The sequence below is a fragment of the Changpingibacter yushuensis genome (genome assembly GCF_014041995.1).
GTDB classification, from domain to species: Bacteria; Actinomycetota; Actinomycetes; order Actinomycetales; family Actinomycetaceae; genus Changpingibacter; species Changpingibacter yushuensis.
On sequence record NZ_CP059492.1, the window covers coordinates 2,244,460 to 2,258,418 of the forward strand.

15 protein-coding genes are annotated in these 13,959 nt (G+C 58.3%); 8 read left to right on the forward strand and 7 right to left on the reverse strand.

Annotated elements, in window-relative coordinates:
• Nucleotides 1-24: 24 nt before the first annotated feature.
• The 4 genes from H2O17_RS09780 to H2O17_RS09795 form a co-directional block, all read right to left on the reverse strand.
• Nucleotides 25-696, reverse strand: a complete 672-nt coding sequence (locus tag H2O17_RS09780; RefSeq protein WP_182049501.1) for a histidine phosphatase family protein — start codon at nucleotides 694-696, stop codon at nucleotides 25-27.
• A 75-nt stretch (nucleotides 697-771) separates the two neighbouring features.
• On the reverse strand, nucleotides 772-1,233 hold the full coding sequence (locus H2O17_RS09785) for a MarR family winged helix-turn-helix transcriptional regulator (protein ID WP_246311228.1): 462 nt from the start codon (nucleotides 1,231-1,233) through the stop codon (nucleotides 772-774).
• Between the two features lie 194 nt (nucleotides 1,234-1,427).
• Nucleotides 1,428-1,526, reverse strand: coding sequence for a 30S ribosomal protein bS22 (locus tag H2O17_RS09790; RefSeq protein WP_005504750.1), 99 nt, complete (start codon nucleotides 1,524-1,526; stop codon nucleotides 1,428-1,430).
• A 103-nt stretch (nucleotides 1,527-1,629) separates the two neighbouring features.
• Nucleotides 1,630-1,845, reverse strand: a complete 216-nt coding sequence (locus tag H2O17_RS09795) for a helix-turn-helix domain-containing protein (protein ID WP_182049503.1) — start codon at nucleotides 1,843-1,845, stop codon at nucleotides 1,630-1,632.
• Nucleotides 1,846-2,001: 156 nt separating this feature from the next.
• Here H2O17_RS09795 and H2O17_RS09800 point away from each other — a divergent pair, with 156 nt between their 5' ends.
• The 3 genes from H2O17_RS09800 to radA all read left to right on the forward strand — a co-directional run bounded on the left by H2O17_RS09800 (nucleotide 2,002) and on the right by radA (nucleotide 5,689).
• Entirely contained in the window at nucleotides 2,002-3,411 is a 1,410-nt protein-coding gene (locus tag H2O17_RS09800; RefSeq protein ID WP_246311229.1) for a TrkH family potassium uptake protein, read from the forward strand.
• 64 nt (nucleotides 3,412-3,475) lie between these two features.
• Complete coding sequence (locus H2O17_RS09805; protein ID WP_182049504.1) at nucleotides 3,476-4,135, forward strand: potassium channel family protein; 660 nt, start codon at nucleotides 3,476-3,478, stop codon at nucleotides 4,133-4,135.
• A gap of 177 nt (nucleotides 4,136-4,312) precedes the next feature.
• Nucleotides 4,313-5,689 carry a DNA repair protein RadA gene (gene radA, locus H2O17_RS09810; RefSeq protein WP_182049505.1) on the forward strand — a complete coding sequence of 459 codons (1,377 nt, stop codon included), beginning with the start codon at nucleotides 4,313-4,315 and terminating at the stop codon, nucleotides 5,687-5,689.
• A 157-nt stretch (nucleotides 5,690-5,846) separates the two neighbouring features.
• Here the strand turns inward: radA and H2O17_RS09815 are convergent, their stop codons facing one another.
• Nucleotides 5,847-6,788: a hypothetical protein gene (locus H2O17_RS09815; protein WP_182049506.1), complete on the reverse strand. Its 942-nt coding sequence runs from the start codon at nucleotides 6,786-6,788 to the stop codon at nucleotides 5,847-5,849.
• A 130-nt stretch (nucleotides 6,789-6,918) separates the two neighbouring features.
• Here H2O17_RS09815 and H2O17_RS09820 point away from each other — a divergent pair, with 130 nt between their 5' ends.
• Both H2O17_RS09820 and H2O17_RS09825 read left to right on the forward strand, forming a co-directional pair.
• Entirely contained in the window at nucleotides 6,919-7,761 is an 843-nt protein-coding gene (locus H2O17_RS09820; protein ID WP_246311230.1) for an HhH-GPD family protein, read from the forward strand.
• Nucleotides 7,762-7,765: 4 nt separating this feature from the next.
• Nucleotides 7,766-8,185 carry a hypothetical protein gene (locus tag H2O17_RS09825; protein ID WP_182049508.1) on the forward strand — a complete coding sequence of 140 codons (420 nt, stop codon included), beginning with the start codon at nucleotides 7,766-7,768 and terminating at the stop codon, nucleotides 8,183-8,185.
• Nucleotides 8,186-8,250: 65 nt separating this feature from the next.
• Here the strand turns inward: H2O17_RS09825 and H2O17_RS09830 are convergent, their stop codons facing one another.
• Nucleotides 8,251-8,751, reverse strand: coding sequence for an amino-acid N-acetyltransferase (locus H2O17_RS09830; RefSeq protein ID WP_182049509.1), 501 nt, complete (start codon nucleotides 8,749-8,751; stop codon nucleotides 8,251-8,253).
• The gene (locus H2O17_RS09835) at nucleotides 8,748-9,752 is read right to left on the reverse strand and encodes a sugar-binding transcriptional regulator (protein WP_246311231.1); all 1,005 of its coding nucleotides are present in this window, start codon (nucleotides 9,750-9,752) and stop codon (nucleotides 8,748-8,750) included. Before H2O17_RS09835 ends, H2O17_RS09830 begins: the two co-directional genes overlap by 4 nt.
• A 97-nt stretch (nucleotides 9,753-9,849) precedes the next feature.
• Here H2O17_RS09835 and glpA point away from each other — a divergent pair, with 97 nt between their 5' ends.
• Genes glpA through H2O17_RS09850 form a run of 3 tightly spaced genes read left to right on the forward strand, consistent with a single transcriptional unit; the run spans nucleotide 9,850 to nucleotide 13,912 of the window.
• The gene (gene glpA / locus H2O17_RS09840; protein WP_182049510.1) at nucleotides 9,850-11,478 is read left to right on the forward strand and encodes an anaerobic glycerol-3-phosphate dehydrogenase subunit GlpA; all 1,629 of its coding nucleotides are present in this window, start codon (nucleotides 9,850-9,852) and stop codon (nucleotides 11,476-11,478) included.
• Entirely contained in the window at nucleotides 11,475-12,650 is a 1,176-nt protein-coding gene (gene glpB / locus H2O17_RS09845) for a glycerol-3-phosphate dehydrogenase subunit GlpB (protein WP_182049511.1), read from the forward strand. Before glpA ends, glpB begins: the two co-directional genes overlap by 4 nt.
• Complete coding sequence (locus H2O17_RS09850) at nucleotides 12,647-13,912, forward strand: anaerobic glycerol-3-phosphate dehydrogenase subunit C (protein WP_182049512.1); 1,266 nt, start codon at nucleotides 12,647-12,649, stop codon at nucleotides 13,910-13,912. Before glpB ends, H2O17_RS09850 begins: the two co-directional genes overlap by 4 nt.
• Nucleotides 13,913-13,959 lie beyond the last annotated feature (47 nt).

Sequence of the window (13,959 nt, forward strand, 5' to 3'; positions counted from 1 at the left end):
GTCTTAGCGGTGCATCTGTTCCGTTCAGATTCCTTCGTTTTCCGCCGCTGCAGAGACACCCGGCGTAACGTCCTTTGCCGCAGCCAACAGGTGGTGGGCGGGCTCCGAATAGCCTACCGAGATGAGTTGGTGGCCAACGAACGTCAATGAGGTGAGCGAACACAGCGCGCACTCACGTTTGAGCGGGTTATGTGCCAAGGGCTTACGCTCGAGGAATCGCCTCATCGTCCAGATGGGAAGCTGATGCGAGACCAAGACAGCCTCACCACCTTCCGCCAAGTCCAGCGCCTTGCGGATAACTCCTGAAAACCGCTCAACGATGTGCGTATACGGTTCGCCCCACGACGGCTCAAACGGGTTGATATACCACGGCCAGAACTGTGGCTTAGCTAGGATCAAGCGATTCCGGTTGACGTTGATGCCCTCGAACTTGTTGCCTGCTTCGATGAGACCAGAGTCGGTAATGATCGGCATTCCACTCATTCGCGAGGTTGGCGCAGCGGTCTCCTGCGCCCGTTCCAAAGGCGAAGCGATGATTGCACGGATGTCATGTCCCTCAAGGGAATCAGAAACGCTCTCAGCCATAAGGCGGCCCAGCTCAGTCAGATGAAACCCGCGTTGACGACCATAGAGTTCGCCGCTGGGATTGTCCACTTCTCCATGGCGCAACATATGGATAGTCGTCAACTCACTCATGAAATGCCTTCCGGTTGTGGGGTGATCAGGGAACAGCTGGGTTTGAGAATCGTATGGAACCAGAGAACTAACGTACTAGAGGGCGACGTCGTCGTCGAAGAGCTTCGCACACAATGACCCAAGTTCGATCATCTGATCGTGCCCGAGCTTGTCTACCAGATGTTCCCGCACTGACCGGACGTGCGAAGGAGCCGCCTTGACTAGCGCCTGCCAGCCCGTCTCCGTGAGGTTGCAGTTGACGCCGCGTCTATCGTTTTCACACACTGTACGGCTGACGAAGCCGCGTTCCTCAAGGCGCCGCACCGTGTGTGTTAATCGGGAGCGCGAATGAACCAGATGGTCCGCCAGAGTGGACATCCGCATGCTTCGTTCAGGGGATTCAGAAAGCCTAGACAACACCTCATACTCGTGAAGCGAAAGATTATCTGAATCCAGAATGTCCTTGTTCAGAGCCTCGAATACCACGGCGACACCGCGCAGATACGTGCGCCAAGCAATCTGCTCGTCAGCAGCGAGCCACGGTGTATCTGTGCTCACGAACATTCACCTCTCTGGTCGATGTGAGTAACGTCATTGTCAAATTCACGCCAATAGACCCAGCCGAACAGTTCAGCCCCCACAATCCTATACAAGACTATGCGCCCCAAACTTACCCGGGACTAGAGGCCCGCTGCCACGCAAACAGACGCAGCTGAATATGACGAAGGGCTCGGAAATCCGAGCCCTAGCCGTCACTTCTTGTTGCGACGCTGATGACGAGTCTTGCGAAGGAGCTTGCGATGCTTCTTCTTCGACATGCGCTTGCGACGCTTCTTAATAACGGAACCCACGAGCAACCTCCGGACGTAAAATCAAGGTCTTGTTACCTTGGCATAGAACAGTGAACATCCTACATTCTTCGCGGGTCCCGCGAGAACCTGCCGATGTGTGGGCTTATTCGCCCGCAGCTTGTGCCTCATCTGGATACTCAAAGGATCCAAGTAGCTCATCAACAGCGGGTTTCGGGACACGATACGAGTTTCCGACGCGGACAGCGGGCAGGTCACCAGAGTGAACCATGCGGTATACCGTCATGCGGGAGACGCGAGTCAACTCGGCTACCTCGGCCACGGTGTAGAACTGCGGCGCTGAGCGCTGAGACTGTGCCATCTATCCGTCCTGATTAAGCCAAAAAGCCACAGCCATTCAATTGAATGGCAACAAGGTTACGATACATGACTTTGCCTCGCTAGACACAAGACTATCCGTGGCAACACGCTAGTCTGGATTGTGGTGCCCATAGCACCAGATGTCAGGAGGCGTTGAGTGGCGCAAGAACATCCCATCGCCAAAGTGGAGGCGACCACGCCGATGGCTATCGGCCTCTGGCAACGAGCACGCGATCGGACCGATCGAATCGCCCGCGATTCGCCGTCGCGCTTAGCCCTCGCGGTGTTCGCGATCATCATTATTGTGTTCACCTCGCTCCTCCAATTGCCTATCGCAACATCGAGCGGCGACCGCGCACCGCTAGTCGATTCGTTCTTCACTGCCACATCAGCCGTATGTGTCACTGGCCTCGTAACAGTGGATACCGCCACGTATTGGTCACCGATAGGTCAATTCTTCATCGCTATCGCGATGATGGTAGGCGGGCTCGGGGTCATGACTCTTGCATCGATCTTGGGTATGGCAGTCTCCCGGCATATCGGACTGACGCGCCGATTCCTTGCGGCGGGAGAAACCCATTCAGGGTTAGGAGAAGTAGGTTCTCTGGTCCGCGCCGTGTTCGTGGTTTCCTTGTCCGTCCAATCCATCTTGTTTGTGGCGCTCACTCCCTTCTTCTTGAAGGAGGGAGAACCGCTCCTCAAGGCTGCGTGGCACTCCTTCTTCATGTCTGCCTCCATCTTCAACAACGGCGGATTTGTCATCATGCCTGAGGGTCTTGCTCCCCATGTGGGCGATTGGACTCTGACGCTGCCCATCATGCTGGGGACCATTGTGGGGGCCATCGGATTCCCCGTGATCCTCGACATCGCCCGCAACAAGAACCGCGCCGACAAATGGAATCTCACGACGAAAATCAGCTTGGTCACCTATCTGGTACTCCTCGTCGTCGGCGCCGTGGTTCTCTTTGTCTTTGAGTTCGGGAACAACGCAACTCTCGGATCGCTGTCTACGATTGACAAGGTCAACGCCGCGCTTACTCAATCGATCAGTTCACGCTCCTCTGGTTTGGCCACAATCAACATCGGTTCTATGGACGAATCCTCGTTGTTCGTCATGGACGCCCTCATGTTCATCGGCGGTGGATCCGCATCTGCTGCCGGCGGTATCAAGATCACCACGTTGGCGGTGTTGGTGCTGGCCATCATCGCCGAAGCGCGAGGCGATCGCGATACAGAGGCGTTCGGGCGCAGGGTCCCACCGGACGTGCTGCGTCTGGCTATCGCGGTAACTTTCCTGGGAGCAACAATGGTGGGCGCTGGCACTATCGCCCTGCTTCAGCTCACTAATCTGCCGCTTTCCGATGTGCTCTTTGAGGCGATCTCGGCGTTCGCTACGTGCGGCCTCTCCACTGGAATCACCCCTGACCTTCCCGCGAGCGCCAAGGTTATCCTCTCCGTTTTGATGTTTGCCGGACGCACCGGAACGATGTCGCTGGCTGCCGCGTTGGCGTTGCGCTCGCGTCGGCGAGTCATTCGGCTACCCGAGGAGCGCCCCACTGTGGGCTAACAGCTGCTGAACCGCACCATCATGACACTCATATCTCACTCTTTTCGCCATTAAGGTAGGACCCATGGCTAAGCAAATCGACGACGGCGCCGTTCTAGTAGTTGGACTCGGACGGTTCGGTTCCGCGATCGCATCTACGCTGGACGACCTCGGCCGCGAGGTAATGGCAATCGAGAAGGATCCTGACGTCGCACAACGCTGGTCTCACCGATTCAGAATTGTCGAAGCCGATGGCACAAATGTCGACGCGCTTGAGCAAGCCGGTGCACGCGAGTTTTCCGTGGCGGTGGTTGGGGTGGGAACCGCACTTGAGTCCTCTGTTCTGGTGACAGCTAACCTAGTTGATCTGGGAATGAAGCAGATTTGGGCAAAGGCGATCTCGCGTTCCCATGGCCGAATCTTGCGGCGTATTGGTGCGGACCACGTTGTTTATCCGGAGTTCGACGCCGGTGCCCGAGTCGCGCACATGGTGACGGGAAAGATGCTCGACTACATCGAGATGGAAGATGGCTTCTCCATCATCAAGATGCATCCTCCGCGGGATATCCAAGGCTTCACGATAGGTGAATCGAGGATTCGGGAGAGATTCGGTGTCACCATCATCGGTGTGAAGGCACCTGGCCAGCCGTTCGAATACACCACGCCCCAAACCAGGGTTGGGCCAGAGGACATCATCATCGTCTCTGGGGATTCGGAACTCTTGGAGAGCTTCGCGAACAGGTAAGTGCAGCGCGTGGGTTCAACGTGGGTTTGGCGCGGGTCTAATACACGGGTGCAGTGCGTGGGTTCGGCGTGAGTTCGGCGCGGGTCTAATACACAGGTTCAGTGCGTGCGCGCAGTGCGTGCGCGCAACAGGGGGCGAGCCGGATTATGTGTCGGTGACGCACTCTATGCTTGAGATATGAGTCCCAAGGCGCCTGCGATCACCTTCAGTTGCACAGAATGCGGATGGACCACCAGCAAGTGGGTGGGCCGCTGCCCGCAGTGCCAAGCGTGGGGAAGCCTTGAGGAAGGTGAAAGCCGGGCGCCAGTAGCACTTGCACCGCACAGTCCGGCCCAACCCATCACGGAGGTTTCAACCACAGCCTCACACAAGCGCCCCACTGGCGTAGATGAGCTAGATCGGGTGTTGGGCGGCGGGCTAGTTCCAGGTGCTGTGGTGCTGATGGCAGGTGAACCCGGGGTGGGCAAATCAACACTGCTGCTCGCCGTGGCTGCTCAGGCAGCAGAACAAGCGCAAGAGTCCGGCCAGGCACCGGTTCTTTACGTGACCGGCGAGGAATCGGCATCGCAGGTGCGGCTGCGCGCCGAACGTATCGGGGCAATGCATCCACACTTGCACCTGACTGCGGAATCGGATCTTTCCCGGGTCGTAGGCCATATCCAGCGAACCGATCCCAGCCTCGTTGTGATCGATTCTGTTCAGACCATCGCGGATTCAACGGTTGACGGGATAGCGGGTGGAACGGCGCAGGTGCGCGCAGTGGCGGCGGCACTAGTCTCAGCTGCCAAGTCCCGCTCAGTACCCGTGCTATTGGTTGGCCACGTAACCAAGGATGGTTCGATTGCCGGCCCTCGCGTACTGGAACACCTCGTGGATGTTGTCTGCCAATTCGAAGGCGATCGGCATTCCCCTCTGCGTATGGTCCGCGCAGTTAAGAACAGGTACGGGCCAACGGATGAAGTCGGCTGCTTTGAAATGGTTGATGCCGGGATCGTAGGGCTTCCGGACCCCTCCGGCTTGTTCCTCTCTGCCCGGAACGTGACCGTTCCGGGCACCTGCGCCACTATGACACTTGAGGGCAGGCGTCCCATGCCCGTGGAAGTCCAAGGCCTCATCGTGCAGGCATCTGGTTCTCCCCATCGCACAACAAGCGGCGTTGATTCCTCCCGGGTGGCCATGACCGTGGCGGTGCTGCAGTCACGTTTGGGATTTGAACTGGATCGGAAGGACATCTTCGTCTCTACCGTGGGCGGTGCGCGCGCTCAGGAGCCTGCTTCGGATGCCGCGGTGGCGCTAGCCCTCGCCTCTGCGCAGTTGGACCTGCCGCTCGCCCCGGCCGTCATTGCGATCGGTGAGGTCTCCCTGACAGGCGAACTCCGCCCTGTCACAGGCTTACAGCAACGCCTCGCCGAAGCGCGCAGGCTCGGCTTTACCACAGCCATCGTTCCGCCACAGACCGAAGGCCTCAAGGTACCTGAGGGAATGGTGGTGCACCCCTGCAGCGACATCGTCACGGCGATGAAAGCCGTTCTGCCTTTGGACACGTTGAACTGACTCGTTCACCGTTCAAAGTGTCCACCGGAACTCAGCGCTCCCCTTGGGAACGTTGAACTGACTGCTGCGGCAAAGTATCGGAGTACGTGAGCAAATACCGGATCACTCGAGTACCGGTAGGGCTAGCGGGTTCACGGCAACACCCAGATCTCACACGTCAGTTGACGTGGAACGTGGTGGTTGCCGTGGCATCCGAATCATCAAAGGTCAGCGCGGCCTGGTATGTTCCTGCTTGCGATGGATTAGTTGCCGCGTCCACACACCCCGTGCCGATTCCACCATTCCACTGCACGGAGACAGTGGTTTCCATGTCCCTATCCAGAAGCCTCAAACTACTCTCGGATCCACTCTGGCAATCAGCAGTTGATGCCAGCGCCGCAGATCCAGACGTGACCCCGACCGTCATGTTCCCCCACCCAACATCGATGTAACACGGGTTTTGGGTAGATGTGTTATGGAGCGTGACGGTGAAGTTTGCAGCTCCACCGGCCACAACCGAATCAGTCACCGCAATTGCCACGTCGAGGTCAGATGACGTGCAGGCCACAGGGGTGTACTGCGAGGTAGGACTCACAACCGTGGCAGTACTTCGATCCTGCAGCTGCCCAATCACGAACTTGCCCACGAGGACCACACAAATGACTGCCACTAAGAGCCCCGCGGAGATCAATCCAATCTTGCGGCGGCGAGCCTTCACTGCACGGACTCTGCGTTCCTCAGCGCGCTTGAGCCGTGAGCCTTGCACCCTGTTGTCGGCCGCGGCGGCGCGAGTAGTAGACGTTGCGGCCCGCCGTTCTGGGCTCTTGCGGGGGCTACCAGCGGAGTCTTTCCTCACCTTGGCTGGCCTGCCGCTTCCACCATGCGCAGAATCCGTGCGCTTGACCCGCGGGTTACCTGCCGTCTGAGAGGTGCTACCAGCGTTCCGAGTGACCTTGCGCTGCGGTTGCTTCCGAGGCACCGTTCCAGTTGTTCCAACCTGGCCAGTCCCAGCAACCCGCTTTTCGGAAGCGCCGCCAGATTCTCTCTGTGCATCGGACGCTCTAGTGGGCTTCTTGGCAGTGCCGGGCCGATTCTTGGCGGGATCCTTGGACTCTCTCACGCGGTCACCGTACCATCTGGGATCGCACCACAGCTGAATACTCGCTTGAGCTGATCTCCTGCTCTATTGCACTCCCTGGTGGCCTCACTCCCGAGCCGTGAGGCAGACTGTTGAGATGCAGAATCTGCTCATGAGTTGGTACAACACCTCGGCCCGGCAACTTCCGTGGCGAGACCCAGGGACCGATCCGTGGGCCATTCTCGTGTGTGAGGTCATGAGTCAACAGACTCCCATTGCCCGGGTGTTGCCTGCTTGGGAGGAATGGATGGCACGGTGGCCCGATCCTACGGCACTCGCTGAGGCCTCCCCAGCACACGTCATAATCGCGTGGGGAACGCTTGGATATCCTCGCCGGGCGCTGCGACTACAGGAATGCGCTGGCGTCGTCGTCGAAAAATGGGACGGTACGCTTCCCCGGTCGCGAGAAGATCTTCTTTCGCTTCCCGGAATTGGGCCATACACAGCGGACGCCATCATCGCATTCGCCTACCGCGAGCGCACTACCGTGCTGGACGTGAACGTGCGCCGAGTGCTCGCACGAATCTACGGCGAAGCGGCACCACCTACGTCTCTCAAAGCGTGGGAAGTTGAAAGGGCCTCCCACCTCGTTCCGGACGACGGTGAGGCTGCCTCCCAGTGGAATGCGGCGATTATGGAACTCGGGGCACTCATCTGCACTGCACGCAATCCACGCTGCGAACAGTGCCCAATCGCCCCGCACTGTGCGTGGCTAAAGTTAGGCAAGCCAGAGGCGGCAACCCCACGCAAAGTGCAGGCATTCGAGGGCACCCATCGCCAGGCTCGGGGAAAGGTGATGCGAGTTCTGCGAACAGCGCATGCGCCCATCGGCGTGGAGGAACTGCGCGAGCGTTCCGGCCTACCCGAAGTGCGCTTCGAACCTGCCTTAACAACTCTCCTAGCTGACGGCCTCGCAGCCGCAACGCCAGGCGGAATCCAATTGCCCATAGAATGAAGCCATGAATCCAACACTCCAGATGCAACGACTTGCACGCATGGGTATTGCGATGGCTCTCGGTGCGCTCGCACTTGGGGTTCTGGGAACCCTCATGGTGTGGATGGATGGCACCGGAACGTTCAGTGGACTTGCCATCATCTTGCTGGTCCCCGGCGTGCTCCTACTGGTGAGCGCTGGTTACCTCATCTTCTGTGCACTGCGATCTGATCCGCGCACGTGGGTTCCCACCTACACCCGCGTGTCGCAGGTACTCACCTTGACGGCAATTGTCTCTGGTGTGGCCGTTATTGTGGCTGCCATCCTCATCAACGGGGACGCTTCCGCACTACAGACAGTTCTGGTGGCAATCGTTGGCCTACAAGGGCCAATCGCCACGTACATGATCAGCACGCACGTGGCGGAGATAGCTTCGAAAGAATGAGGGGCAAAGCCACCCGCGTCAACCTCTCCATCCCCCACGCGGCAACCTCTCAATACTCCAACGGCCTAATAGAGTTCCTTCAACATTCGCGTGTTTCCGAGCGTGTTCGGCTTGACCTTAGCGAGGTCCAGGAATTCGGCGACGCCGTCGTCGTGCGAACGAAGAAGCTCCTGATAGACGTCGGTTCCAACGGGAGTTCCCTCAATAACGCGGAATCCGTGACGCGTGAAGAAATCAACCTCGAAGGTCAGGCAGAAGAGCCTCTTGAGGCCCATCTCGCGCGCGCGGGCCTCAAGCCGCGTAAGAAGTTGGTGGCCCACACCCGTCCCGAGCACCTCACCCGAAACAGCCAGAGTCCGCACCTCAGCGATGTCATCCCACAAGACGTGAAGAGCGCCGCACCCCACCAGCCGATCTCCATCAGCTGCCACAGTGAACTCTTGGACGTCCTCAAAGTAACTGATGAGTTCCTTGGAAATGAGGATGCGCCGAGCAGCGTAGGGTTCTATGAGCGAAGCGAGGTTACGAACATCAGATGGTTTTGCCGGTCGAAGCTGAATGGTCACTGACCTATTCCAGCACCTGACTCAGAAGCACGCCACTGGCGTTCACTTTCTTCAAGGGTGCGCGCGGCGCATTCGTCGTCAATGATGAGATCGGTGACGGCTCCAGAGTTCAACACCCCAATAAGCGCGGGTACCTTGGCAGTACCAGCAACCACACACACGCGGCGTGGAATCTTCTTGAGTTCGTCAGGTGTTGGGCCAGAAGCGCGAGAGTTGATCTCTATGTCTGCATAACTTCCATCCGAGCGAACAAGTACGGTACAGCAATCGCCCACCACGCCGTCCTTGCGCAGCTGCAAGACTTCCTCGTTGCTCAGGTATCCGGAAGCATACACATGAGATGCCACTGGCGAGGCAAATGCGCCCACGCCGAACACTGCCACGTCGACGCTTCGCCCGACCTCGCGCACTGCCGAAATCGAGCGTTCGCGCCACAAGGCGGCACGCGTGGTTGCGTAATCAAAGAACGCAGGAACGGGGAAGTTCATGACTTTGGCATCGTAGGCTCGCGAGAAGTTCCCCAACAGCTCTCCGACAAACGGAATCCCCGTTGTGGCGGGGTTTGCGGCGCCATTAAGTTGCACCACCGTGGACCGCTCTAGGTGCTTGGGAACTAACCTCTCTGAGACTGCGGAAAGCGTGGTTCCCCAAGCGACACCAATCGTTGTTCCATCTGTCACGAGTTCGGAAACCATCGCCCCAGCCATGGCCGCCACCCGCTCCAAACGTCTGAGTTCGCTGGTTGGATTAGTCACGGGAACGATGGTGATGTTGATCCCGTACATGGCCCCCAGCCGCGACGCCGTCGTCGCCGCCGGTTCTTGCGGAGCGTGCAAGGTGATACGGACAAGACCCTCCTCACGAGCTGAGGCGACCAATCGCGAAACTGTGGAGCGAGACAACCCCATCCTGTTCGCAATAGCCTCCATGGTTTGGTCTTCCATGTAGTACAAAAGGGCTGCTTCGTACGCCAATCGGCGCCGTTCTGAACTATCCACCACACATCCAATCTTGCACACTTTCCCATCAGTGTAGTGCACGTATGCACGTATTTGCTCATGTCAACGTTAGCCTCACCACACGTTTACAGTTAAGGACGTGTCAGCAACGAAGCTCAACTGCGATGTGGTCGTCATAGGTGGCGGTGCAACCGGCGTAGGCATCCTCCGCGATGCCGCAATGCGCGGTTTCTCAACCATGCTTGTCGAACGCGTCGATCTTGGTCAAGGAACAACAGGCCGTTACCACGGGCTGCTCCACTCCGGTGGGCGCTACGTCGTATCCGACCCTCACTCAGCGACGGAATGCGCGGAAGAAAACGCCATCCTCACGAGGATTCACCCCGATGCGGTAGAAACCACCGGAGGTCTTTTTGTTGCGCTTGAGGGCGACGACGAAGAGTACCCGGAACGGTTCGTGAAGGGCGCAGCCGAAACCGGCGTCCCCACATCGGAGATCTCCATTCGTGAAGCACTGCGCCGCGAACCACGTCTGAATCCGCGCAGCACCCGCGCCTTTGAGGTACTCGATGGCACGGTAGACGGATGGCGCATGGTGTGGGGTGCGGCAGACAACGCTGTGGAACACGGTGGCCGCGTCCTCACCTATCACCGCGTCACAGACATCGAAGTCACCGACGGCCACGTTACCGGCGTGGTGTGCTATTCCGAGAAGACCGGCGAATCCGTTCACATCGAATGCCAGTTCGTGGTGAACGCCGCTGGTCCGTGGGCAGGTCATATTGCCGCCATGGCAGGTGAGCATGACGTCCATGTAGTCCCCGGCCGCGGCATCATGATCGCCATGAACCACCGCCTGGTAAACAGCGTGATCAACCGATGCGTATACCCCGCCGACGGCGACATCATCGTCCCCGTTCACACTGTCTCGATTATCGGCACCACAGATGTTAAGGCCACTGATCCCGACCATCTCGACATCGAGCAGAACGAAGTTCAAAAGATGTTCGACGCCGGTGAAGCACTCCTTCCCGGTTTCCGAGACGCCCGCGCTCTGCATGTGTGGGCAGGCGCCCGCCCGCTTCTCCAGGACAAGCGGGTGAGCGCCGACGATACCCGCCATATGTCACGCAACATGAGCGTGGTCAAACATGACGTACAGGGCCTCATCACTGTGGCCGGTGGCAAGCTCACCACATACCGCTTAATGGCCTCACGCGTTGTTGACGCCATCTGCGAGGAGCTAGGAGAGGTTCGCGAGTGCCACACCGCCGACGAACCCGTGGCCACCGGCCACACATACGTGGTCACCCATCGGTTCGCCGAAGTGGAGCAGATGAAGAAGTCACACCACGGAAATCCGGATCCCGATCCAATCGTCTGTGAATGTGAACTTGTCACAAAGTCGATGATTACGGAGTTGTTGGAGAAACAACCCACAGCAACCTTCGACGATCTGCGCCGCCAGCTGCGCATCGGAATGGGCCCCTGCCAAGGGGGCTTCTGCGCCTCGCGCACCGCGGGCATTGCCCACGAACAGGGCCACTGGAGCGCCGCACAGAGCACGGAGCTTCTCAGGCTGTTCATGAAGAACCGCTGGGGCGGCTTGTACCCAATCCTGCATGGTGCACAGGCCCGCGAAGCTGCCCTTGACGAGTGGATCTACAAGGGCACACTCGACCTTGAAGATTTGCCTGTTACAGAGCTTCCTTTGGGGTCTGAACTTGCCTCTGCCACTCGTTTCCCGGCCGAAGGAGGCCAAGCATGAGAACCGTCATTATCGGTGCCGGCATCTCAGGATTGACCGCAGCGCTCATGGCAAAGGAAGCTGGCGCAGACGTCACGGTCATCACGGTGGGTTTTGGTGGGCTGCAGCTTGGCCAAGGAACCCTTGATATCTTCGACGCGCCCGAACCTCTCAACGCTATTGCAGCGCTTCCGGAGAACCATCCTTACCGGACCATTACGCCTGAATCGATCAACGAAGGTGTATCAGCCTTTAGAAAGATCGTTCCCCTAGATGGCAGCGTGGAGGAATCCACCGTGTTCCCAACAGCACTGGGATCACTGCGCCGCACTGGCCTTTACCCCCACTCCATGGCGGCCGGGCGCATTGAAGACGGCGCTTCTTACCTTCTGGTGGGATTCAGCGGACTCAAGGATTTCTATCCCGCATTGGCAGCAGAAAACCTGGCCAATCAGGGCGTTAACGCTCGTTCTCACACCGTGACGTTGACTGCACAGGGAGATACCGCGCTCGCGTTCTCACGCTCATTGGCTCTGCCTGGAGCTGCTGAAGATCTGGGGAGAGCGCTTGCTCAGGCGGCGCGCGAGGGCGAACGCATCGGTATTCCAGCGGTCGTCCACGAAGCAGACTTTGAGCGCATTCAGCAGGCCGCTGGCCACCCGGTGTTTCAGATTCCGCTGCCACCACCGTCCATTCCAGGATTGGAAATGAACGAGCTGGCACGCCAAGCGTGCGCAGAGGCTCGGATTCGGATGCATCTGAACTCGAAGGCTGTTGGATTCACCGCTGCTGATGGAAGAATCAGCGCAGTCAAGGTCCAAGTGGCTGGCTCTGTGAAGGTCATTCCAGCAGACCATGTGGTCTACGCAGGAGGTGGCATCGAATCGGGAGCAATCCTTCTTGATTCCCATCGAGTTCTATCTGAAACAGTCTTTGGCTTACCTGTGTTCGCTGAAGAGGAGATCCTCAATGGCGATTATTGGGGCAGCCAGCAACCGCTCTTCGCCGCGGGCCTGAAGGTTGACTCTGCGATGCGGCCAGTGGACACAGAGGGCAAACCTGTCTTTGAGAATCTACATGCAGTAGGTGGGCTACTTTCCGGCGCGCAGCGCGCCCACGAGAAGTCCGGCGAAGGCATTGCGCTCGGCAGCGCCGCGCAAGCAATTAACGCAATTCTCAGGAGTGATTCATGAGCATCGAATTTGCCAAGGCTTCCATGGCAAGGGCGAGTCTCGACCAGTGCGTGAAGTGTACGATCTGCGAGACGCAATGCCCAGTTGCCGCAGTGACCCCCTTGTTCCCTGGACCGAAGTATGTTGGTCCGCAGGCAGAGCGATTCCGCAACGGAGAATCGGTTGACTACTCAATGGACTACTGTTCGGGCTGCGGCATCTGCACCACAGTATGCCCACAAGGCGTGAAGATTGCCGAGATCAACGGCCAAGCTCGTGCAGTTATGAAGGCTGATAACATGCCGGTGCGTGACCGCCTCATGACCCAGACCGAACTCGAAGGCCGCGTTATGACCCCCGTGGCGCCCGTAGCCAACTGGGCGCTCGGCCAGAAGCCGATCCGGAAGGTCATACAGGCCGTCGTAGGTGTTCACGAAGACGCCCCCATGCCAAAGGCTAACTCCCAGAGCTTCCAAGGCTGGTTCAAGCGTCGCAAGGAACACATCAAAGCGATAGGCCCGAGCCGGGGCTCCATCGTCTTCTTCCACGGTTGCGCGGGTGGCTACTTCGAAGTGGAAACCTCAAAAGCAACCGTCGAAGTGCTCGAGTATCTGGGCTACGATGTGATCGTTCCAAAGCAAGGTTGCTGTGGACTGGCTCAGCAGTCAAATGGCCTGTTTGACGGCGCAGAGAAGTTAGTTGTCAAGCTGGCGAACCAACTGAGAAGCGCAGGCAAACAGCTTACGATTGTATCGTCCTCAGGTTCATGCGCAGGTATGATACGACATGAGGCACACGAGATCATGGGGGTCGATGACCCGGCCCTTCTGGATGTCGCTGCACGAACTGTCGAGACATCGGAGTTCATGGTCGAACTCATTCACAATGGTGAGTTCCCCATTGAGGCACTCCGGCCGATGAATCTCTCTATCCCATATCACCAGCCCTGTCAGGTGAAGTCCCAAGGCATTGGCAAGCCAGCTATTGAGCTCATGGAGTCAATTCCTGGCGTCACCGTAACCGAATCAGGCCAAGCCTGCTGCGGCATCGCTGGAACCTATGGTCTCAAGAAAGAAAAGTATGCGATCGCTCAGAAGGTGGGGCAACCACTCTTCGACATGATCAAAGACACCAATCCGAACCTTGCGGCATGCGAAACGGAGACCTGCCGGTGGCAGATCCGCAAGGGTTCAGGAGCTGAAGTCATTCATCCGATTCAGCTCATCCATGCTGCGCTTGGTCTGGCCAAAGACGGCCAGCTAAGCACATTGGCTTCGGCCTAAATCCGCAGGTCATCCCCTCGACGACGTTGTTGAAGGGGTGAACTGCA